This window comes from Rugamonas rubra (assembly GCF_900114705.1).
Taxonomy (GTDB): Bacteria; Pseudomonadota; Gammaproteobacteria; order Burkholderiales; family Burkholderiaceae_D; genus Rugamonas; species Rugamonas rubra.
The window spans coordinates 356,884-378,377 of record NZ_FOTW01000004.1 but is presented as its reverse complement, the minus strand read 5'-3'; the positions used below and the strand labels follow the sequence as shown (position 1 = coordinate 378,377).

22 protein-coding genes are annotated in these 21,494 nt (G+C 70.6%); 13 read left to right on the top strand and 9 right to left on the bottom strand.

The window, feature by feature from the left end; all coding sequences use genetic code 11:
* Positions 1–83: 83 nt before the first annotated feature.
* From BM252_RS01735 to BM252_RS01710, 6 genes are all read left to right on the top strand, one after another.
* The gene (locus tag BM252_RS01735) at positions 84–1,016 is read left to right on the top strand and encodes a 4-hydroxyproline epimerase (protein WP_093382771.1); all 933 of its coding nucleotides are present in this window, start codon (positions 84–86) and stop codon (positions 1,014–1,016) included.
* A 73-nt stretch (positions 1,017–1,089) separates the two neighbouring features.
* A complete protein-coding gene (locus BM252_RS01730) occupies positions 1,090–2,226 on the top strand; it encodes an NAD(P)/FAD-dependent oxidoreductase (RefSeq protein ID WP_093382768.1) in 1,137 nt (378 codons plus the stop codon).
* On the top strand, positions 2,219–2,515 hold the full coding sequence (locus BM252_RS01725; protein WP_245774031.1) for a (2Fe-2S)-binding protein: 297 nt from the start codon (positions 2,219–2,221) through the stop codon (positions 2,513–2,515). The genes BM252_RS01730 and BM252_RS01725 overlap by 8 nt, the downstream gene beginning before the upstream one ends.
* Positions 2,512–3,828, top strand: a complete 1,317-nt coding sequence (locus tag BM252_RS01720; protein ID WP_093382766.1) for an NAD(P)/FAD-dependent oxidoreductase — start codon at positions 2,512–2,514, stop codon at positions 3,826–3,828. Before BM252_RS01725 ends, BM252_RS01720 begins: the two co-directional genes overlap by 4 nt.
* Positions 3,829–3,856: 28 nt before the next feature.
* Positions 3,857–4,768 (top strand): dihydrodipicolinate synthase family protein, encoded by a 912-nt coding sequence (locus BM252_RS01715; RefSeq protein WP_093382763.1) that lies wholly within the window; start codon positions 3,857–3,859, stop codon positions 4,766–4,768.
* Positions 4,769–5,090: 322 nt separating this feature from the next.
* Positions 5,091–7,214 carry a TonB-dependent receptor gene (locus BM252_RS01710; protein WP_093382761.1) on the top strand — a complete coding sequence of 708 codons (2,124 nt, stop codon included), beginning with the start codon at positions 5,091–5,093 and terminating at the stop codon, positions 7,212–7,214.
* A gap of 121 nt (positions 7,215–7,335) precedes the next feature.
* Here BM252_RS01710 and BM252_RS01705 read toward each other — a convergent pair whose 3' ends face one another.
* The 4 genes from BM252_RS01705 to BM252_RS01690 form a co-directional block, all read right to left on the bottom strand.
* Entirely contained in the window at positions 7,336–8,646 is a 1,311-nt protein-coding gene (locus BM252_RS01705) for an MFS transporter (RefSeq protein WP_093382759.1), read from the bottom strand.
* Positions 8,647–9,152: 506 nt separating this feature from the next.
* Positions 9,153–9,479 (bottom strand): thioredoxin family protein, encoded by a 327-nt coding sequence (locus tag BM252_RS01700; protein WP_093382756.1) that lies wholly within the window; start codon positions 9,477–9,479, stop codon positions 9,153–9,155.
* Positions 9,480–9,567: 88 nt separating this feature from the next.
* The gene (locus BM252_RS01695) at positions 9,568–10,503 is read right to left on the bottom strand and encodes a ChaN family lipoprotein (RefSeq protein ID WP_093382754.1); all 936 of its coding nucleotides are present in this window, start codon (positions 10,501–10,503) and stop codon (positions 9,568–9,570) included.
* Between the two features lie 73 nt (positions 10,504–10,576).
* Positions 10,577–12,028 carry an MFS transporter gene (locus BM252_RS01690; RefSeq protein ID WP_093382751.1) on the bottom strand — a complete coding sequence of 484 codons (1,452 nt, stop codon included), beginning with the start codon at positions 12,026–12,028 and terminating at the stop codon, positions 10,577–10,579.
* Between the two features lie 107 nt (positions 12,029–12,135).
* On the opposite strand from BM252_RS01690, the gene BM252_RS01685 reads away from it, so the two are divergent.
* Both BM252_RS01685 and BM252_RS01680 read left to right on the top strand, forming a co-directional pair.
* Entirely contained in the window at positions 12,136–12,996 is an 861-nt protein-coding gene (locus BM252_RS01685; protein WP_093382748.1) for a LysR family transcriptional regulator, read from the top strand.
* 217 nt (positions 12,997–13,213) lie between these two features.
* A complete protein-coding gene (locus BM252_RS01680; RefSeq protein WP_093382745.1) occupies positions 13,214–13,537 on the top strand; it encodes a PEP-CTERM sorting domain-containing protein in 324 nt (107 codons plus the stop codon).
* A gap of 68 nt (positions 13,538–13,605) precedes the next feature.
* Here BM252_RS01680 and BM252_RS30820 read toward each other — a convergent pair whose 3' ends face one another.
* From BM252_RS30820 to BM252_RS01670, 3 genes are all read right to left on the bottom strand, one after another.
* Entirely contained in the window at positions 13,606–13,776 is a 171-nt protein-coding gene (locus BM252_RS30820) for a hypothetical protein (RefSeq protein WP_174900380.1), read from the bottom strand.
* An 80-nt stretch (positions 13,777–13,856) separates the two neighbouring features.
* Complete coding sequence (gene gstA, locus BM252_RS01675) at positions 13,857–14,471, bottom strand: glutathione transferase GstA (RefSeq protein ID WP_093382742.1); 615 nt, start codon at positions 14,469–14,471, stop codon at positions 13,857–13,859.
* 79 nt (positions 14,472–14,550) lie between these two features.
* A complete protein-coding gene (locus tag BM252_RS01670) occupies positions 14,551–16,140 on the bottom strand; it encodes a sensor histidine kinase (RefSeq protein ID WP_093382739.1) in 1,590 nt (529 codons plus the stop codon).
* 212 nt (positions 16,141–16,352) lie between these two features.
* Here BM252_RS01670 and BM252_RS01665 point away from each other — a divergent pair, with 212 nt between their 5' ends.
* Both BM252_RS01665 and BM252_RS01660 read left to right on the top strand, forming a co-directional pair.
* Positions 16,353–16,694: a hypothetical protein gene (locus tag BM252_RS01665; protein WP_093382736.1), complete on the top strand. Its 342-nt coding sequence runs from the start codon at positions 16,353–16,355 to the stop codon at positions 16,692–16,694.
* A complete protein-coding gene (locus BM252_RS01660; protein WP_093382734.1) occupies positions 16,691–17,557 on the top strand; it encodes an HDOD domain-containing protein in 867 nt (288 codons plus the stop codon). Before BM252_RS01665 ends, BM252_RS01660 begins: the two co-directional genes overlap by 4 nt.
* A 43-nt stretch (positions 17,558–17,600) precedes the next feature.
* Here BM252_RS01660 and BM252_RS01655 read toward each other — a convergent pair whose 3' ends face one another.
* Together BM252_RS01655 and BM252_RS01650 are read right to left on the bottom strand one after the other, a co-directional pair.
* Complete coding sequence (locus tag BM252_RS01655) at positions 17,601–17,936, bottom strand: hypothetical protein (RefSeq protein WP_093382731.1); 336 nt, start codon at positions 17,934–17,936, stop codon at positions 17,601–17,603.
* A gap of 493 nt (positions 17,937–18,429) precedes the next feature.
* A complete protein-coding gene (locus tag BM252_RS01650; protein ID WP_093382728.1) occupies positions 18,430–18,726 on the bottom strand; it encodes a hypothetical protein in 297 nt (98 codons plus the stop codon).
* Positions 18,727–19,005: 279 nt separating this feature from the next.
* Between BM252_RS01650 and BM252_RS01645 the strand changes: the two genes are divergently transcribed.
* From BM252_RS01645 to BM252_RS01635, 3 genes are all read left to right on the top strand, one after another.
* Positions 19,006–20,052, top strand: coding sequence for a PhoH family protein (locus tag BM252_RS01645; RefSeq protein ID WP_093382725.1), 1,047 nt, complete (start codon positions 19,006–19,008; stop codon positions 20,050–20,052).
* A complete protein-coding gene (ybeY, locus tag BM252_RS01640; protein ID WP_093382722.1) occupies positions 20,036–20,509 on the top strand; it encodes an rRNA maturation RNase YbeY in 474 nt (157 codons plus the stop codon). The genes BM252_RS01645 and ybeY overlap by 17 nt, the downstream gene beginning before the upstream one ends.
* Positions 20,510–20,614: 105 nt before the next feature.
* Positions 20,615–21,493: a CorC family transporter gene (locus BM252_RS01635; protein ID WP_093382719.1), complete on the top strand. Its 879-nt coding sequence runs from the start codon at positions 20,615–20,617 to the stop codon at positions 21,491–21,493.
* Position 21,494: the final 1 nt, after the last annotated feature.

The window sequence follows — 21,494 nt, the reverse complement described above, 5'->3', positions numbered from 1 at the left end:
TGTGCCGCGATTGTGCCGATTTCGTCATCTTTGATGGCGGGCGCGTGCAAGACAGCGTGGCGCGGCGGGCATATGATTTAGCCATGAAACTCATCTCCATCATCGACTCCCACACCGGCGGCGAACCGACCCGCCTGGTCACCGCCGGCGGCCCCGACCTGGGCAACGGCCCCCTTGCCGAACGCCTGGCCACGCTGCGCCGCGAGCACGACCGGTTCCGCTCGGCGGTGGTGTGCGAACCGCGCGGCTCGGACGTGCTGGTCGGCGCCCTGCTGTGCGAAGCGCACGCCGCCGACTGCGTCGCCGGCGTCATCTTCTTCAACAACGTCGGCTATCTCGGCATGTGCGGCCACGGCACCATCGGCCTGGTCGCCTCGCTGGCCTACATGGGACGCATCGGCGTCGGCCGCCACCGCATCGACACGCCGGTCGGCGTGGTCGAGGCCGAGCTGCACGCCGACGGCAGCGTCACCGTCGACAACGTCGCCTCCTACCGCAGCCAACAACAAGTCAGCGTGAACGTGCCCGGCCACGGCGCGGTGGTCGGCGACGTCGCCTGGGGCGGCAACTGGTTCTTCCTGGTCGCCGAGCACGGCCTCGAACTGCGCGTCGACAACGTCGAGGCGCTGACCGCCTTCGCCGCCCGCGTCGGCGCGGCGCTGGCGCAGGCCGGCATCACCGGCGCCGACGGCGCCGAGATCGACCACATCGAACTGTTCGGCCCCTCGCGCAGCGGCGCCGACAGCCAGAACTTCGTGCTCTGCCCCGGCAAGGCCTACGACCGCTCGCCCTGCGGCACCGGCACCAGCGCCAAGCTGGCCTGCCTGGCGGCCGACGGCAAGCTGGCCGAGCACGCGCTGTGGCGCCAGGAGAGCGTCATCGGCAGCGTCTTCAGCGCCTCCTACCGCTACCGCGACGGCCAACTGATTCCCAGCATCCGTGGCCAGGCCTGGGTCAACGCCCAGGGCCAGCTGATCCTCGACACCAGCGATCCCTTCGTCTGGGGCATCCGCTGATGGCCGTGCTGCTGCGTTTGCGCCGGCCGCGTGGGGGAGTCCGCGCGACCGGTCTCTTCCACCGGAGCGCGCCATGACGGCGGACGTGATCGTGGTCGGCGCCGGCATCGTCGGCGCCGCCTGCGCCGACGCGCTGAGCATGCGCGGCCTGCGCGTCACCCTGGTCGAGCAGGACGGCGTGGGCGGCGGCGCCACGGCGGCCGGCATGGGCCACTTGGTGGTGATGGACGACAGCGCCGCCGAGCTGGCCCTGTCGGCCTATTCGATCCGGCTGTGGAACGAGCTGGTCGAGGCGGCGCCGCTGCGCCACGAGTACAGCCGCTGCGGCACCATCTGGATCGCCGCCGACGAGGAGGAGATGGCCGCCGCCCGCGCCAAGGCGGAGACCCTGGCCGGCCACGGCTTGGCCTGCGAACTGCTCGGCGCCGCAGCGCTGTATGCGCACGAACCGCAGCTGCGCGCCGGCCTGGCCGGCGGCCTGCTGGTGGGCGGCGACGCGCTGGTGTATCCGCCCAAGAGCGCCCGCATCCTGCTCGACAAGGCGCTGGCCCGTGGCGCCACCCTGCTCTGCGCCGAAGTGGCCGCCATCGAGGACCATGGCGTGCTGCTGGCCGACGGCGGCCGCCTGCAAGCGCCGCACGTGGTGCTGGCCGCCGGCACGCGCGCCAGCGCGCTGCTGCCGCAACTGCCGATCCAGCCGAAGAAGGGCCACGTCGCCATCACCGACCGCTACCCCGGTTTCGTGCGCCATCAACTGGTGGAGCTGGGCTACATCAAGAGCGCCCACGCCGCCAGCGGCGACTCGGTGGCCTTCAACCTGCAACCTCGCCCGACCGGACAAATCTTGATCGGCTCGTCGCGCCAGTTCGGCAGCAGCGACCTGGCCATCGACCCGGCGATGATGACGCGCATGCTGCGCCACGCCACCGGCTTCACGCCGGCGCTGGGCAAGATGAACCTGCTGCGCTGCTGGACCGGCCTGCGCGCCGCCAGCCCGGACGGCCTGCCGCTGATCGGCCCCAGCGCCTTGCGCCACGGCCTGTGGTTGGCCACCGGCCACGAGGGCCTGGGCATCACCACCTCGCTGGCCACGGCCCAACTGCTGGCCGCGCAGATCTGCGGCGAGCGATCGGCGATCCCCTGCCAGCCGTATCTGCCGCAGCGCTTCGAAGCGCAAAGCGCCCTTGTCATGGCGGCCGGCCATGCATAACGCCGGCATGGATGGCGCCAGCATGGTTGGCGCCAAGGTCAGCCTGCGCATCGACGGCCGCGAGGTCTGCGTCGCCGCCGGCACCAGCGTGGCCGCCGCCATCGCCATGAGCGGCAGCCCGGTGACGCGCCGCTCGGTCGGCGGTATGCCGCGCGCACCCTTGTGCGGCATGGGCGTGTGCCACGAGTGCCGCGTTTGCATCGACGACCTGCCGCACCAGCTGGCCTGCCAGACGCCGTGCGCGGCCGGCATGCGGGTGGTGACGGCGCAATCGCAGGAGGCGCGATGAGCGGCGCTACAAAGCTAGAAACAACGCAAGCGACAACGCCAACCACGGCGCGCGGCGCGACGCGCGCCGTCGACCTGCTGGTGGTCGGCGCCGGCCCGGCCGGCTTGGCCGCCGCCCACGCCGCCGCGTCCAGCGGCGCGCAGGTGCTGGTGGTCGACGACAACCCGCAGGCCGGCGGCCAGATCTGGCGCGGCGGCCCGCAACACCAGCCGGACCCGCGCGCCCGCGCGCTGTGGGACGCGCTGCACGCCACCCCCAAGGTCGGCTTCCTGCACCAGGCGCGGGTGCTGTACGCGCCGGCGCCGGGCCAGCTGCTGGTGCAAACACCGGACGGCGCCGCAACGCTGGCCTACCAAAGACTGATACTCGCCACCGGCGCGCGCGAGCGCCTGCTGCCCTTCCCCGGCTGGACCCTGCCCGGCGTGACCGGCGCCGGCGGCCTACAGGCGCTGGCCAAGGGCGGCTATCCGCTGGCCGGCAAGCGCGTGGTGGTGGCCGGTTCCGGCCCGCTGCTGCTGGCGGTGGCCGCCACGCTGAGCGAGCGCGGCGCGCTGGTCGTCGCCATTGTCGAACAGGCCGCCCCGCCCCGGCTGGCGCGCTTCGCGCTCGGTCTGCTGGCCACGCCGTCCAAGCTGACCCAAGCCTGGCAGCTGACGCGGCGCCTGCGCGGCGTGCCGTATTGGCGCGACAGTTTCGTGCGCGCCGCCGCCAACGATGGCGGCGGCGCGGCCCTGCGCGTCACCGTGCAACGCGGCGGCGCCAGCGAAACGCTGGACTGCGACTACCTGGCCTGCGGCTACGGCCTGCTGCCCAATCTGGAACTGGCGCTGGCGCTCGGCTGCGCCAGCGCAGCCGGCGCGGTGCGCGTCGACCAGTGGCAGCACAGCTCCGTGGCCGGCGTCTACTGCGCCGGCGAGGGCACCGGCGTCGGCGGCGTCGACCTGGCGCTGGCCGAAGGGCGCATCGCCGGCCTGGCCGCCGCCGGCCTGGCCGAGCAGGCGCGCCGGCACTTCGCCGAACGGGCGCGCTGGCAGGCCTTCGCCGGCCGCCTGGCGCGCGCCTTCGTGCTGCGCCCCGAATTAACCGCACTGGCCGACGACGACACCATCGTCTGCCGCTGCGAGGACGTTTGCCATGGCGAGCTGCGGCAGCACAACAGCTGGCGCAGCGCCAAGCTACACAGCAGATGCGGCATGGGCCCCTGCCAGGGCCGCATCTGCGGCGGCGCCACCGAGCTGTTGTACGGCTGGCGTCCCGACTCCGTGCGTCTGCCGATTTCGCCGGCGCGCATCGACAGCATCACCGCTTCATAACCGCAGTCACAACAACCAGGAGAACAGCATGGCCGCAGCAAAATGGGAAGGCGTATTCCCCGCAGTCACCACCAAGTTCAAGCCGAACGAGGATCTCGACCACGACGCCATGGAGCGCCACTTCGCCTTCCAGATCGACAGCGGCGTGCACGCCCTGCTCACCTGCGGCTCGCTCGGCGAAGCCAGCACGCTGTCCTTCGACGAGAAGCTGGCCGTCACCCAGACCGCGCTGCGCGTCGCCGCCGGCCGCGTGCCGGTGCTGGTCAACGTCAGCGAGACGCGCACGCTGAACGCCTGCCGCTTCGCCGCCCAGGCGCACGAGATGGGCGTGCAGGGCCTGATGGTGATGCCGTCGGTGCTGTACGCGGCCGATGCGCGCGAGGCCAAGGAGAACCTGCGCACCATCGCCGACGCGGCGCGCCTGCCGATCATGGTGTATAACAATCCGGTCACCTACAAGGTCGACCTGACGCCGGAGGACTTCCAGGACCTGGCCGACTGCGAGTGGATCGTCGCCATCAAGGAGTCGAGCGACAACGTGCGCCGCATCACCGACCTGCGCAACGCCGTCGGCCAGCGCTACCAGCTGTTCATGGGCGTCGACGACCTGTCCTTCGAAGGCCTGGCGGTGGGCGCCGACGGCCTGCTGGCCGGCCTGGTGGTGGCCTTCCCCAAGGAGACCGTGGCGCTGTACAAGCTGATGAAGGCCAAGCGCTGGGACGAGGCGCTCAAGTTGTACCAGTGGTTCATGCCGCTGATGCACCTCGACGTGTCGACCAAGCTGGTGCAGAACCTGAAGCTGGTCGAGACCCTGGCCGGCGTCGGCAACGAGAACGTGCGCCGGCCGCGCCAGCCGCTGCAGGGCGCCGAGCGCGAGCGCGTCAGCGCCATCGTCAACCAGGCGCTGGCCACCCGCCCCGACCTGAGCCGCCTGTTCTAGACTAGTCGAGTCCTTCCGGGCCGGCCATCCGCCGGCCCAAGCCCGAGCGCAAGCCCTCCGCCACCCCGTCGGCAGCGCGCTCCGGGCCGGCGGCCGGCCTTATCCGGCCGGGCCGCCGCCTCCCTCCCCGCCCCTGCCGCCGCCGTCGCGCCGCAACCACAAGTCCAGCGAATCCTTAATTAATATCAATAAACAAGTGACTCGGCCTTGTGCCGCGTCAACAGTCCGGCCATAATTTGAATGGTAATGATTCTCATTTGAGCCAGCAAAGCGTGTCACAGCGTGGTAGCCAGCGCATCCCCATATTTGACTAGGACTGTTCATGGCACTCAACAAGACCCCGCTCGCGCTGCTCGTCGCACTGGCCGTTCAATCGCTCTACGCCACCGCCCAGGCGGCCGGGGCCGGCCCAACGCCGGCCGCCGCCGCCGAGCAAACCATGACGGTGGTGACCGTCAGCGGCAGCCAGGACAGCGGCTACAACACCACCAGCGCCAGCAGCGCGACCAAGACCGAGGCGCCGCTGCGCGACATTCCGCAGACCGTCAACGTGGTGCCGCAGGAGCTGCTGCGCGACCAGGCGGCGCGCTCGATGCAGGACGTGTTGAAGGCGGTGCCGGGCATCGGCCTGTCGACCGGCGACGGCCAGCGCGACCAGGTGACCATCCGTGGCTTCTCCGCCATCGCCGACCAGTTCATCGACGGCATGCGCGACGATTCGATGTACTTCCGCGACCTCTCCAACATCGAGCAGGTCGAGGTGGTCAAGGGGCCGGCCTCGGTGTTGTACGGGCGCGGCTCGTCGGGCGGCTTGATCAACCGGGTCAGCAAAAAGCCCGGCGTCGAGCGCAGCGAGGTGAGCGTGCAGGCCGGCAGCAACGCGCAAAAGCGCGCCGAGTTCGACCTGGCGCGCAAGCTGCCGGAGCAGGCCATGGCGCTGCGCGTCACCGGCGCGGTGGAGGATTCGGGCAGCTACCGCGAGCAGCAGTTCCTGCAGCGCGAGGCGCTGGCGCCGTCGCTGCAGTTCAAGCTGGGCGCCGCCACCACGCTGCTGCTGCAGGCCGAGTACCTGCACGACAAGCGCCTGACCGACTTCGGCGTGCCGTCCTACCAGGGCCGCGTGGTCGACGTGGCGCCGGGCACCTACTACGGCGCCGCCAACGCCAAGGACAAGGACTACAGCGAGACGCGGGTGCACTCGCTCGGCTTCACGCTGGAGCACCGCCTCAACCAGGACTGGTCGCTGCGCAACGCCTTCCGCCACTACGACTACTCGCTCGACCGCAACAACACCCTGGTCGGCTCGGTCAACGAGGCGGCCAAGACCGCCTCGCTCACGCGCGGCAACGTCAAGCGCGACGAGCACGGCTACTTCAACCAGACCGAGTTGACGCAAAAGGCCACGCTGGCCGGCATGCCGCACCAGCTGCTGTACGGCCTGGAACTCGGCCAACAGACCAAGGACATCCTGAACCGCTCGCAGACCAACGTCGCCACCGTGTCGCTGTTCAACCCGGTCAATCCGGTGGTGCCGTTCACCGCCGGCGGCGCACCGGGCAGCGACAACCGCGGCACCTTCAAGGTCGCCGCCGCCTACGTGCAGGACCTGGTCAGCTTGACGAGCCAATGGAAGGCGCTGGCCGGGCTGCGCTACGACCAGTTCGAACAGCGGACCGAGGACCACCGCGCCGGCCAGCCCAACCTGGGCCGCACCGACCGCAGTTGGAGTCCGCGCGCCGGCCTGGTCTACCAGCCCAGCGCGACGCAGTCCTACTACGCCTCGTTCAGCCGCTCGTTCCAGCCGTCGGCGGAGAGCGCGGCGCTGGCCGCCAACAACGCCGAGCTCGATCCCGAGGTCACCAAGAACAAGGAGGTCGGCGCCAAGCTCGACCTGTTTGGCGGCAAGGCCACGGCCGGCGTTTCGCTGTTCCGCCTCGAACGCACCAACATGAAGCTGACCGACGCGGTCACCAACAAGCTGGTGCAGATGGGCACCCAACGCACCGACGGCATCGAGCTGACCCTCAGTGGCGAGTTGGGCGACGGCTGGAAAACCTGGGCCGGCTACGCCCTGCTCGACGCCAGCATGGTCGCCTCGCTGGCCAAGGACGACGGCCAGCTGGTGCAGGGCAAACGGCCGACGCTGACGCCGCGCCACAGCGCCAACCTGTGGCTCAGCAAGGCGCTGGGCGGCGGCTACGGCGTCGGCGCCGGCGTCAACTACGTCGGCGACCGCTTCGCCAATCCGGGCAACACGGTGACCCTGCCCAGCTTTGTCACCGCCGACGCGATGGCCTACTACCGCAGCGGCAAGGTCGAGCTGCAGCTCAACGCGCAGAACCTGTTCGACCGCCAGTACATCGTCGCCGGCCACGGCAGCAGCAAGAACCTGAACCTGCCGGGCGCGCCCCGCTCGCTGCAACTGACGGCGCGCTACCGCTTCTGATCGCGGCGGTGCCGGCACACCCCGCACGGCGCCGGCCCGGACTGGGCCGGCGGCGCCGGTTTTGGGGTCAGACCCCGAGGGGTCTGACCCCGGGGTGGCTTAGGGGTTTGCCGGTTCCGCCTCAACCCCAGTCATGCTCCTTCGGCTTGCCGGTCGCCACCAGCGCGGCCAGGCTGAGCAGCGCGGCGGCGGTCAGGTAGTAGCCGACGTACTGCAGGCCGTGGTTGGTCGCCAGCCAAGTGGCGATGTAGGGCGCCAGCGAGGCGCCCAAAATACCGGCCAGGTTGAAGGTCAGCGAGGCGCCGGTGTAGCGCACCTCGGCCGGGAACAGCTCGGACAGCATGGTGCCCAGCGGGCCGTAGGTCATGCCCATCAAACCCAATCCCAGCGACATGAACAAGGTCACCTCCCAGGCGCTGCCGGAGCCGAACATGGGCGCCAGCACCAGGCCGAACAGGGCGATCGCCGCCGACACGGCGATCAAGGTCTGGCGCCGGCCGTGGCGGTCGGCCAGCACGGCGGCGAGTGGAATGGTCAGGCCGAAGAACAGCACCGAGAACAGCTGCAAAATCAGGAAGTCCTTGCGCGAGAAGCCCAGCGCCGTGGTGCCCCAGCTGAGCGCGAACACCGTCATCAGGTAGAACAGCACGAAGGTGGCCATGGCGATCAGGGTGCCCAGCACCAGCGCGCGGCCGTGGTCGCGGAACACCGCCACCACCGGGATCTTGACGCGCTCGTTCTTGTCGAGCACCTGCTGGAAGGCCGGCGTCTCGGTGATCCTCAGGCGCACGTACAGGCCCACCAGCACCAGCAGCGCGCTGGCCAGGAAGGGGATGCGCCAGCCGAAGCTGAAGAACTCGGCGTCGCTCAGCGTCTGGGTGAGCAGCAGGAAGATGCCGCCTGAAAGGAAGAAGCCGATCGGCGCGCCCAGCTGCGGGAACATGCCGTACCAGGCGCGCTTGCCGGGCGGCGCGTTCTCGGTGGCCAGCAGCACGGCACCGCCCCACTCGCCGCCCAAACCCAGCCCCTGGCCGAAGCGGCACAGCGCCAGCAGCAGCGGCGCGGTGGTGCCGATCGCCGCGTAGGTCGGCAGCAGGCCGATCGCCACCGTCGACAGGCCCATCGTCAGCAGCGCCGCCACCAGCGTGGCCTTGCGGCCGACGCGGTCGCCGAAGTGGCCGAACACGGCCGAGCCGACCGGGCGGGCGAAGAAGGCGATGGCGAAGGTGGCCAGCGATTGCAGCGTGGCGGCGGCGGCGTCGCCGGCCGGGAAGAACAGCTTGGGGAACACCAGCACGGCGGCGGTGGCGTAGATGTAGAAGTCGAAGAACTCGATGGTGGTGCCGATCAGGCTGGCGAACAGCACGGTGGCCGGCGAATTGGTCTTGACGGCGGCCGGCGCGGACGGCGGCTTCGGTTGAGGCAAGGACATGGGTAGCGCTCCAATTGGGGAGGGTGCGTGAACACTGCGGGTGGCTCGGATGGGCGACACGGCGCGGGCGCGCGGCGGCGCCGCCAATCGGCGGCGCGGCGGCGCGGCGGCTGGTGCCGGTCGCGGCAGCGGGACGGTGGCGAACGGGCGCAGGGGTGGTCGGCCGGTTTGCCGCGAGCGCCGCGGTCGGGCGCTACGCTTGTGGGGCGCCCGGGGTCGGTGACGGGGCGCGCTGTCCTGCTGAAACGAGGCATGATACGCGGCACCGGCGGCAACTGCCAAGCGCCGCAAGGGCGCTGCGTAATACTACGCAGGCCAGGCGGGCGGCGTTTCCGGCCCCCCGCGCGGGCCGCCGCGCGACTGGAGGAATGGGCGCGGCGGCGGGCCGGCGCGGCACGCGCGCGCGCGCGGGCGACGCGGCATGCGCACGGGCGGCGCCGCGCGAGCGCGCCCGCACCGACGGCGGCAAACGCCGCCGCCGGCTAGGAAGCTAGGAGGCTAGGAGCTTAGGCGGCCGCTTCGATGCGGCTGAAGGCGGCGTCGATCTGCGCGGCCTCGAGCGGCCGCACCAGGCGCGCCAGCTCGACGCCGTCGCGCAGGAAGATCAAGGTCGGCCACAGCTTGACGCGGAAGGAGCGGCCCAGCGCGCGGCCCGGGCCGTCCTCCACCTTGATGTGGCGCACGCCGCCGTGGCCGGCGTAGGCCTCGGCCAGCGGCGCCTGGGTGGCGCGGCAGTGGCCGCACCAGTTGGCGCCGAACTCCAGCAACACGGCGCCGGCCAGGGTGTCGATCTCGGCGCGTTCGGGGGCGCCGGCTTGATAGGTGGTTTCCATGCTGTTCTCCGCGAGGTGCTGCCGTGGCCCGGATGCGCGGCGGCGCGGCGGGTCGACGGCGAAAATCGGACGGTCTGTCCGGTATGGTCTACGATTTCGGCTTGACACCGGCGCACGGGTCGGGTCGGCTCTGCGGCGCCAAGGGATGGCTGGCGTCGTAGCGGCCGGCCGCCTCCCGGCCCTCGGCCTTGCCTTCGACGAAGCCCTCGCTGCGCAGCGTCAGCTTGGGTTCGACCCGGTCCAGCCAATACGGCACGCCGACGTCCTTGCGCACATGGCCGTTGCCGGCGATCAGGACGACGTCGCGCGGGCGCTGGTCGCGGATCAGTTTGGCCATCCAGATGTCGCGCGCCACCTGGGCGTCGACCATGCCGCCGACCATCGCCTCGGGCAGCATATTGCAGTGGCCGGCGACGATCTCCTCTTGCTGCGCGGCGCGCAGGGCGGCCGGCAGCGGCTCGCCCAGGCGGTACTCGGCCACCACCAGCGGATTGAAGGACGAGGCGACGCCGTCGCGCACCACGCGCGAGGCGTCGGCGCGCGACAGGTTGACCGCCACCAGCGGCAGTTGGTACTCCAGCGCCAGCTCGATCAGCGGCCGGTATTGCTGCCAGTCCCAGCGCGGCCCGCCGATCACGCGGATCAGGCACTCGGCGTCCAGGCAGCCGGCCTGCGCCTTGCTCAGCAAGTCCTGCCGCTCGCGGTCGAACTGCTCCATGGCGATGGCCGGCCGCCAGCCCGCCTCGACGCGCCGGCGCAGCAGCTCGTAGCGCTGGCGGTGGCCTTGGGCATTGTCGTGCACCTCGCCGAGCAGCAGCACCTGCGGCTGCACGGCCGCCGCGGCGGCCGCCGCAGCGGCCGGCGCGGTCGGCGCGGTCGGCGCGGCTGCCGTCTTGGCGGCGCCGGCGCCGCCGGACTTGAACAGGCCGCAGCCGCCCGCGCCCAGCAGCAGGGCCAGCGCGGCGGCCAAGGCGGCGGCCCGGGCGGGAACGGCGCGGCGGCCGGTGGAATTCGGTGTCGTCATGGTTCTGCTTCTTCCGCAACATGCATCCCGGAGTGGATGCGCAAACGCTTGCGCAGTATGCCACGCGCCAAATTTATCGCGCAAGCGGCGCCTGCCGCGCGGCGCCGGCCGGCACGCTCCACCAGGCCAGCGCGGCGCCGGCCAGCAGCAGCGCGCCGGCGCAGTACAACGCGGCGCGCATGCCGTCCATCGCGGCGGCCGGCGTGGCGCCGGCCGCCAGCGCGCCCAACAGCGCCACGCCGACGGCGCCGCCGACCTGGCGCGCCGTGTTGAGCACGGCCGAGGCGACGCCGGCCCGGCCCGGCCCGACACCGGCCAGGATGGCGCCGGTCATGGCCGGCACCGCCAGCCCCATGCCGGCCGGGATCAGCAGCAGGCCGGGCAGCATGTCGAGGAAGCCGGCGCCGGCCGACACGCCCAGCAGCGCCAGCAGCGCATAGCCGGCGCCGCCGACCAGGGCGCCCAGCAGCATCGGCGCGCGCGGCCCGGTGCGCGCGGCCAGCGCGCCGCTGGCCAGGTTGGCGACGATGAAGGTGGCCGTCAGCGGCAGGAAGGTCAGCCCGGCCTGCCACGGCGTCATGCCGCGCACGCCCTGCAGGTACAGGCTGAGCACGAACACCACGCCGTAGTAGCTGAGGTTGACCAGCGCGCCGAACAGCACCGGCCCGCTGAAGCCGCGCCGGGCGAACAGGGCCAGCGGCAGCATCGGCGCGGCGGCGCGCCGCTCGACCCGCACGAAGGCGGCGCCGGCCAGCACGGCGGCGGCCAGGCCGGCCAGCACCGCCGGCGCGTTCCAGCCCAGCTGCGGCGCCTCGATCACCGCGCCCACCAGGGCGCCCAGCGCGACAATCGCCAGCAGCTGGCCGGCCAGATCGAAGCCGCGCCCCGGCGCGCGCGGCGGCGTGGCCGGCACCACGCGCCAGGCCAGCCAGAAGCCGGCCAGGCACAGCGGCAGGTTGATCCAGAAGACGGCGCGCCAGCCGGCCAGCGCCAGCAGCAGGCCGCCCAACAGCGGCCCGGCGGCGATCGACACGCCGCCGGCGGCGGTCCAGCAGCCCACCGCCCAGGCCAGGCCGGCGCGGTCGTCGGCGTAGGCGGCGTGCAGGATGGCCAGCGAGTTCGGCAGCAGCAGCGCCGCGCCGGCGCCCTGCGCCAGCCGCGCCAGGTTCAGCGCCGCCACCCCGGGCGCCAGCGCGCAGCCCAGCGAGGCCAGCGCGAACAGCAGCAGGCCGGCGAGGAAGACGGCGCGCGCGCCGAGCCGCTCGCCGAGCGCTCCCCCCGACAGCAGCAGCGCGGCGAAGCCCAGCGTGTAGGCGTCGACCACCCACTGCAGCGCGGCCAGGCCGGCGCCCAGCTGCCGTCCCATCTGCGGCAGCGCCACGTTGACGATGCTGACATCGAGCTGGACCAGGACGAAGGCGACGCTGCTGGCCAGCAGGATCGCCGCCGGTGCGGCGCCGGCGCGCACCGCCGGCGAAGGCAGCGACGGCGGCGAGGACGGAAGCCGAGACGGGGACGGGAACATGGCGCGGGCCTGGACGGTGGACGAGTGTTGAAACTATAGCGCCGCCCACACATCCTGAAAAATGAATAATAATGTCGATCCCCATCACATTTACAGAAGGAACAACCATGGACCTGTCGGCGCTGAGGATCTTCAAGGCGGTGGCCGAGGAAGGCAGCGTGACCCAGGCCGCGCTGCGCCTGCACCGCGTGCAGTCGAACGTGTCGGCGCGCCTGACCCAGCTCGAGGAGTCGCTCGGCGTCGCGCTGTTCCACCGCGCCGGCCGGCGCCTGCTGATCTCGGCCGAGGGCGAGCGCCTGCTCGACTACGCCGGCCGCCTGCTGGCCCTGGCCGGCGAGGCCGAGGCCTCGGTGCGCGGCGAGCAGACGCCGTCCGGCGTGCTGCGCATCGGCGCCATGGAGACCACGGCGGCGGCCCGCCTGCCGCGCCTGCTGGCCGCCTTCCACCGCGACCATCCGCAGGTCGAGCTGCAGCTCGAGACCGGCCCCACCGACGAGCTGCTGCAGGCGGTGTTGCAGCACCGCCTGGACCTGGCGCTGGTGGCCGCGCCGGTCGGCCACGCCGAGCTGGCCCAGCAGGAGGTGTTCGACGAGGAGCTGGTGCTGCTGACCGACGCCGGCCACGCCCCGGTGGCCACGCCGCAGGACGTCGCCAAGCGCACGCTGCTGGTGTTCCGCGCCGGCTGCGCCTACCGCCGCCGGCTCGAGGCCTGGTTCGCCGAGGCCGACGTCGGCATCGCCCGGGTCTGCGAGTTCGGCACCTTCGAGGCCATCCTCGGCTGCGTCGCCGCCGGCATGGGTGTGGCGTTGATGCCACGCGAGGTGCTGCGCCAGCGCGGCCTGGCCGACAGCATCGCCTGCCACACGCTGCCGGCGCGCACGGCGCGCGTCAAGACCGTGCTGGTCTGGCGCGCCGACGTGCTGCGCCAGCCGGCCCGCCAGGCCTTCGCCGCCAGCCTGCTGGCCTGAACCGGCGGCGCAACGGCGCGTCCGAGAAGCCGGCCGGCACCGGCGAATAAGTTGCATGTTGGCAAAAATAAATTACTATATGCAAATATAGATATCAATTTTGAATCGAATGTGCTCTAATCACGTTGTGGAACAAGTTTGCGTTTCATCCAAGTAAGTCGCGTGATGGTCGATCGGGCCGGCAGTGCGCAGTGCCCCAACACCGGAAAGAAAACATATGTTCAAGCTCACCAACCCCCGCATGGCCGCAGCCTTGCTGCTCGCCCTGGCCGGCGCCGCCCAAGCGGCCCCCGCCCCCGCCGCAAGCCGCGTCGCCACCTTCGACAACAGCAGCTGCGCGCAGGCCGCGCCGAACGACGCCTGCGGCTTCGCCGGCTCGACGGAAGAGGAGCCCGGCGCCCCGGCGGCCAACCCGGCGGTCTACGACGAGGCGGCGGCGCCGGTGCCGGAACCGGTCACCGTGCTGATGCTGCTGCTCGGCCTGGCGCTGCTCGGCCTGAAGGGCGGACGCCGCCAAGCCTCGGAGAAATTCGCCGACTAGGCGCCGCCGCCGCAAAAAAAATCCCGCCTCGTCGGCGGGATTTTTTTATGCGCGGGCGCCGCGCGCCGCTACAAGCCGCAGACGGCATGCACATTGCTCAACGCAATGCCGTGCGACAAGGCGCGGAAGACGCAGCCGAGCTTGTCGACGCCGTGGTCGGTCGCGGCCACGGCGCCAACAAACAGGGCCAGCAGCACGCCGGCCAATATCAGGATGCCCTTAATCAGATCTTTGTTCATGCGGCGCCATGGGCGGAAGTCGATCGGCCCCCATTCTAGCCCGCCGCGTCGGCCTCAGGCAATCGGCGGCGGCGGCCGGCTCACTGCGCCGGGACCAGCCCCTCCTCGCGCAGCGCCTGCTGCACCGCCGGACGCGCCGCCACGCGCGCCTGGAAGGCGGCCAGCGCCGGCCAGGGGCCGAGGTCGAGCTCGACCTTGCCGGCCCAGTTGAGCACGGTGAACAGGTAGGCGTCGGCGACGCCGAACTGTTTGCCCATCAGATACTCGCTGGCGGCCAGCGCCTCGCCGGGGTGGGCCAGGCGGCGCGCCAGGTTGGCGCGCGCGTAGTCCTTCACGGCGGCGGCGGCGGCGGGGTCGAACAGCGGGCCGAAGTTCTTGTGCAGCTCGGTGCCGATGAAGTTCAGCCAGGCGGCCAGCTGGTAGCGGCCCAGGCTGCCGGCCGGCGGCGCCAGCTGCTTGTGCGGCGCCAGGTCGGCCAGGTATTGCACGATGGCCGACCCCTCGGTCAGCACCAGGCCGCCGTCGAGCTGCAGCGCCGGCACGTAGCCCTGCGGCTGGATGGCGTAGAAGTCGGCGCCGCCGGCGGTGCGCTTGCTGCGCAGGTCGACCTGCTCGGCGTCGAAGGCCAGGCCGGCCTCGTGCAGCACGATGCGCGGCGAGAGCGAACAGGCGCCCGGACTGAAATAAAGTTTCATACATCCTCCCGTATAAGTGGGGCTAATCGTTGGGGGCCGGGCATAAGCGGGCCTAATGCGCCGGCCGCGCCGGCCCGGCTCAGGCGGTGACCTTGGCGTCCGCCGTGGCGACGTCGGCATGGCCGGCCTCGACCGGCGTGACGAGCGGCATGCGCAGCATGAAACTGGCGCCCTGGCCGAGCGTGCTGCTCACCGTGATGCTGCCGGCAAACTGCTTGACGATCAAGTTGAACACGATGTTCAATCCCAGGCCGGTGCCGCCCTGGCCGCGCCGGGTGGTGACGAAGGGGTCGAACACCTTGTCGAGCATGTCGGCCGGGATGCCCTTGCCGTCGTCGACCACCTGCATCTCGATCCAGTCGCCGTCGCGCTTGACGTTGATGCCGATGCGACCCTCGGCCTCGGGCTCGAAGGCGTGTTCGAGGCAGTTCAGGGTCAGGTTGGTGATCACCTGGGCCAGCGCGCCGGGGTAGCTGTCGAGCACGATGTCGGCCGGGCAGTCGATGGCCACCGCGATCCGCGTCTTCTTCAACTTCGGCTGCAGGCTCGAGACCACCTCGCCGATGTAGTCGCGCAGCTCGAAGCGGCGGCGCGCCTCGCTGACCTGGTCGACGGCGATCTGCTTGAAGCTGTGGATCAGGTGGGCGGCGCGGTAGGCGTTGTTCATGATCAGGCGGGCGCTCTCGCCGGCCGTCTCCAGGTAGCGCAGGATGTCGGACTTCTTGATGTTGCCCTCGGCCACGTCCTGGCGCACCTTGTCGGTCGCCTCCATCAGCACCGAGGCGCTGGTCAGGGCGATGCCGACCGGCGTGTTGATCTCGTGGGCGACGCCGGCCACCAGGCCGCCCAGCGAGGCCAGCCGCTCGGCCTGCAGCAGCGACTCCTGGGTGCGCTGCAGGTCGTCCATCGCCCGCGCCGTCGCCTGCGCCGACTTGCGCGCCTCGTCCTCGGCCTCGCGGATGCGGGCGATGATCGACTTGATCTTGCGCTGGATGGCGTTGAAGCCGCGGATCACCTCGCCGAGCTCGTCGCGCCGGTTGTCGGCCAGCTCCTCGACCTCGTCGCTGCCGCGGGTGGCCAGGTCGAACAGGCCGTCGCGCAGCTGTTTCAGGGGGTCGAACACGATGCGCAGGCTCAGCGCCAGCGCCGCCACCAGGATCGAGTCGAGCAGCAGCACCTCGATGACCTTGCGGCGCACCTCGGCGGCCAGGGTGGCGTCGATCTGGGCGCGGCTGAAGTTGACCACCACGCGGCCGACGATCACCGGCTTCAGGGCGGCGCCGGCGGCGCCCGAGTCGCGGTAGGCCAGCTCGGCCACCACCGCCGAGCCGGGCACCGGCGCGTCGGTGTCGAGGCTGGCGACGCCGCCGTTGTCGCGCCGCAGCTTGCCGGAGAACAGGCCGACCGAGGTGTCGTAGACGCGGATCGCCACCAACTCGGGCGGCAGCATCTCGGCGGCGACGATGTTGTCGACCTTGGCCTTGTCCAGGTCCCACAGCGCCGACGGCAGGCTGGTCTGCAGGCGCGTCAGCACGCCCTGGCGCAGGCGCTGGTTGCCGACCTCGAGCTCGTGGCCCAGGCTGTACTGGGCGTAGGTGCCGGAAATGCCCAGCACCACCGTGACGATCAACACGAACAGCAGTGTCAGCCGACCTTGGATTCCAAACATCTACCACTCCCCCCTCGCCCGCGCGGGACGCCAGCTGTTTTCGACGGCAACGCCCCAATGTACGGGAAGCCCCGCGACTTGGCAAGAAGTTGCCACCTCCTGCCACCGCGCGCCGCCTGATGCAGCGCAACGTTGCGAAGCGTCAATGCAGGGCGCGGCAGACATGGCCGGCCGGCAATGGTAAGATCGGACAAAGCGATCAGGGAGGATGTATGACCACCAACTACCAGCAGCTGCCGCTGGCGCAAGTGCTGCCGGGCATGAGCTTGTCGGACGAGCTGCTCGACGTGCAGGGCCACGTGCTGCTGCCGCAGGGCACGGTGCTGAGCGAGGCGATGATCGCGCTGATGCCGCGCCACGGCATCGCCGTGCTGCCGATCGCCCTGCAGCCCGTCTCGGCCGAGCAACTGGCCGCCGAGCGCGAACAACGGCTCGAGCGCATCGCCCACCTGTTCCGCAAGAACGACCCGGAGGCGGAGCAGGACTGGGCCACCGCCCTGCTGCGCAGCCACGTCAGCCATTTCCGCGCCGGCGCGCCAGGGGAGCCGGCATGAGCGCCGCCGCCGTCCCCGCCCCGCTGCCGCTGAGCTACGACGACGTCGTCAAGAACTTGGAGGACCTGCCGTCGCTGCCGGCGGTGGTCATGGAGCTGCTCAACAGCATCGACCAGGAGGACGTCGACATCTCGGTGCTGGCCAAGAAGGTGTCGAACGACCAGGCGCTGACGGCCAAGACCTTGCGCCTGGCCAACTCCTCGCTGTACGGCCTGCAGATCAAGGTGACCACCATCCAGCAGGCGATCACCTACCTGGGCTTCCAGACCACGCGCAACCTGATCACGGCGGCGGCCGTCACCGGCTGCTTCGCCGAGGGCCGCTGCCGCGGCTTCGACCACCGCGCCTTCTGGCGCCACTCGATCGCCACCGCCGCCTGCGCCAAGGTGCTGGCGCGGCAGATGCGCTTCAACCAGGACTACGCCTTCACCGCCGGCCTGCTGCACGACATCGGCCGGCTGGTGCTGGTGGCCAGCTTCCCCGAGCGCTACGAGCAGGCGCTGGCCTACCGCGCCGAGCACGACTGCTTCATGCTCGACGCCGAACGGGCCGTGCTGGGCATCGACCACGTCGAGGCCGGCATGGCGCTGGCCGAGCACTGGAACTTCTCCGACACCATGCGGCTGGCCATCGGCGGCCACCACGACCCGGAAAAGCCGGGCGCCGGCTTCCTCGCCGCCATCATCCACGTGGCCGACGCCGTGGTCCACGCGCTCGACCTGGCGCAGGCGCCCGACGGCCTGGTGCCGCCCGTCTCGCCGGTGGCCTGGAACGCGCTCGGCCTCGACGAGGCCGTCTACCTCCAGCTGTTCCGCGAAACCGAGCTGCAGTACGAGGAGATCACCATGGCCCTGCTCTCCTGAGCAAGGCCGGCCGCGCGCCGCCGGGGCGCCGGCCCGGCCCGCCTCAGTGGTGGGCGTAGTTGCCGCCGGCTTCCTTCTTGTCGCCACGGTCTTCCGGCTTGGGCCGGCCCTGGGCGTCGGACAGGCGGTACTTGGTGCGCCGGTCGCCCATCAAGTCGCGCAGGTCGCGGATGCTCATGCCGGTCACCTCGTGCATGCGGATCAGCAGCGAGGCGCCGACCGGCAGGCGGTGGTGGCGGATCTTGCTGATCACCGGCGGCGCCACTTCGAGCAGGCGCGACAGGGCGGCGTCGTTCTTCAACTGCATCTTGCCGAGCAGGATGTCGAGCAGATGGTTGGGGTTGTAGCTCTCTTGGGATGCAAGCGCGTGATGTGCCATGATTTTCCTCGTCTGTGTTGGTGAATCAAATAGTGCGGTTCCGAACTTAAGGGCGACTTAGAGACCCCCGCCAGGGTTGTTGCCTATCTCCCCGCCCGCGCCTGGCGCGCCGGCGGCGATGCCAGCCACTCTCGCCCTCCTTTTTTGCATTGCAATTTAAACAATATTCTATACCAAAATTGCTAGTTTCCCCCTTGGCGGGCACCAGCGAAGATTGTGTAAGATCAATCATTGGCTGGAAAGCTTGACAACTTTGATGCCATTTCAACACATGGCGGCGATGGGTGGCGCACGCAAGAACCTGTAGGAAATTGTTACAAAATGGATGGCCGGGCGGCCGGCGGCCTGGCCGCCGCCCGGACAACTGTGAAATATCGGGCGCGGCGGCCGCCACGCGGCGGTGCAAAGGGAGGGATGGCGGGGGACGGCGGGGGACGGCGGGACGTGCGGCGAGCGCCGGCCGGCGAGCGTCGCGCAAGTGAAACCGGGGGACTCAGGCGGTGGTGTCGATATGCCGGCCCAGGGTGGCGCGCTCCTGCTGCGCCTTGACCTGCTGCTGCGCCGCCTCGACGCGGGCGCCGGCCTGGCGCTGCTGCTCGGCCTTGGCGGCCTGCTCGCGCTCGCCCAGCTTGGCGGCCGACTCGGCCGCCTTGCCGCCGGCGCGCGCCTGCTGGCTGCGCTCGGCCTGCTGGCTGTCGTCGACGCGCCGCTCGCTGCGGCGTTGGGCGGTCTGCTGCAGATTGGTGGCCGGCGTGGCGGGGCCGGCGGGGGCGGCGGGACGAACGGACATGGCGGGCTCCTATCGAGGGGGGGGCGGCGGCGCCGAACATTGCCGGCGGGCTACATCTTCACTGTAGAGCGCGGCGGCGGGAATGCAAGCAAAAAACCGCGCCGGCGCGGCCGGACAGGCTGTCCACCCCGGCAATTTACGTTACACTTACGCCTATCCGGCCGGCGCGCCGCCGCGCCGCCACCACCCTGCGGCCGCAGTGCCCAGCCCGGCCGCTGCGCCCCGCCCGGCGCGCCGCGGCCACGCCGCCGCGCCCTCACACAAGAAGCACACGTCCCATTGAAAACCAAGACCCCAGTCCAGCCGCACTACTTCATCCCCGAGCCGCTCGATAACACGCGCCTGGCCCACCTGTGCGGCCCGCTCGACGAGAACCTGCGGCAGATCTCCGCCGCGCTCGACGTCACCATCTTCCGCCGCGGCGAAAAGTTCATCGTCAGCGGCAGCAACGCCGAGCGCGCCGTCGAGATCCTCGAGCAGTTCTACCAGATCGCCAACAAGGTGGTGCCGATCGAGGAGGTGCAACTGGCCCTGGTCGAGCAGCGCGCCGGCCTGTCGGCCGCCAGCGAGCACCACGCCCCGACCGCCTTCGTCGAGCCCGACATCGCCAGCCCGGTGCTCAAGACGCGCCGCACCGACCTGCGCGGCCGCACGCCGCACCAGATCAAATACCTGCGCCACATCCTCGAGCACGACATCAGCTTCGGCGTCGGCCCGGCCGGCACCGGCAAGACCTACCTGGCGGTGGCCTGCGCCGTCGACGCCCTCGAGCGCGACGCCGTCAAGCGCATCATCCTGACCCGTCCCGCCGTCGAGGCCGGCGAACGGCTCGGCTTCCTGCCCGGCGACCTGGCGCAGAAGGTCGACCCCTACCTGCGCCCGCTGTACGACGCGCTGTACGACCTGCTCGGCTTCGACCGCACGCAGAAGATGTTCGAGAAGCAGATCATCGAGGTGGCCCCGCTGGCCTACATGCGCGGGCGCACGCTGAACCACGCCTTCGTCATCCTCGACGAGGCGCAGAACACCACCGTCGAGCAAATGAAGATGTTCCTGACCCGCATCGGCTTCGGCAGCAAGGCCGTGGTCACCGGCGACGTCACCCAGATCGACCTGCACAAGAGCCAGAAGAGCGGCCTGGTCGACGCCATCGCCGTGCTGCGCGAAGTGCGCGGCATCGCCTTCACCCAGTTCGGCAGCGAGGACGTGGTGCGCCACCCGCTGGTGGCGCGCATCGTCGACGCCTACGAGGCGGCGCAGGAAGCCAACGCCGACATCACCCATTTGATCAAACCCACCGCCGTCAAAAATGTCCGAAAAAAATAAACTCTCGCTGTCGGTGCAATACCCCGACGCCCGCCTGCAGGCGAGCATCACCCGCGCCAAGGTGCGCCGCTGGGTCCAGGCCGCGCTGCTGGCGCCGGCCGAGCTGACCATCCGCTTCGTCGCCGCCGCCGAGGGCCAGGCGCTGAACCGCGACTACCGCGGCAAGGACTACGCCACCAACGTGCTGACCTTCGCCTACAACGAGGGCGAGCAGATGGCCGACGACGCGCCGACCCAGGCCGACATCATCCTCTGCACCGACGTGCTCGAGCGCGAGGCGGCCGAGCAGCACAAGACGGTCGAGCAGCACAGCGCCCACCTGATCGTCCACGGCGTGCTGCACGCCCAGGGCTACGACCACATGGACGACGCCGAGGCCGCCGAGATGGAGGGCCTGGAGACCGCGATCCTGGCCGCGCTGGGCATCGCCGATCCCTACGCCGACGCGGCCGGCTAAGTCCACCGATGGCGGCGCAGGCGGACATGTCCTTTTGACAAAATCCGTTTGCCCCGTCCATTTGGTGTATCCTATACCCCTTCGAAACAACGGCTCACGCCTCCTATGCAAGAGCACCCTAGTGGCGTCAAGACTGACGCCAAGCCCCACCGGTCACTGTTTGAACGCCTGACCGCACTGATTTCCCCCGAGCCCGAGAACCGCGCGGAACTGCTCGAAGTTCTGCATGACGCCCACGAACGCAACCTGATCGACGCCGACGCCCTGTCGATGATCGAAGGCGTGTTCCAGGTGTCGGACCTGTCCGCCCGCGACATCATGATCCCCCGCTCGCAAATGGACGTGATCGACATCTCCAAGCCGATCGAGGAATGGATGCCGACCGTGCTGCAGACGGCGCACTCGCGCTTCCCCGCCATCGAGGGCGAGCGCGACAAGGTGATCGGCATCCTCTTGGCCAAGGACCTGCTGCGCTACTACGCCGAGGAGTCCTTCGACGTGCGCGACATGCTGCGCCCGGCCATCTTCATCCCCGAGTCGAAGCGCCTGAACGTGCTGCTGCGCGACTTCCGCGCCAACCACAACCACATGGCCATCGTGGTCGACGAGTACAGCGGCGTGGCCGGCCTGATCACCATCGAGGACGTGCTCGAGCAGATCGTCGGCGACATCGAGGACGAGTACGACTTCGACGAGGAGGAGGACAACATCCTCTCGATCAAGGAGGGCGTCCACGGCCCGCGCTGGCGCATCAAGGCGCTGACCGAGATCGAGCAGTTCAACGAGGAGCTCGACACCGCGCTGCCCGACGACGACGTCGACACCATCGGCGGCCTGGTCGCCAAGCACCTGGCGCGCATGCCGCACAAGGGCGACGTGTTCGACTTCGAGGGCCTGCGCTTCGAGGTGCTGCGCGCCGACGCCCGCCAGATCCACGTGCTGCTGGTGGAAAAACTGCCGACCGCGCCAGGCGACGACGCCTGAC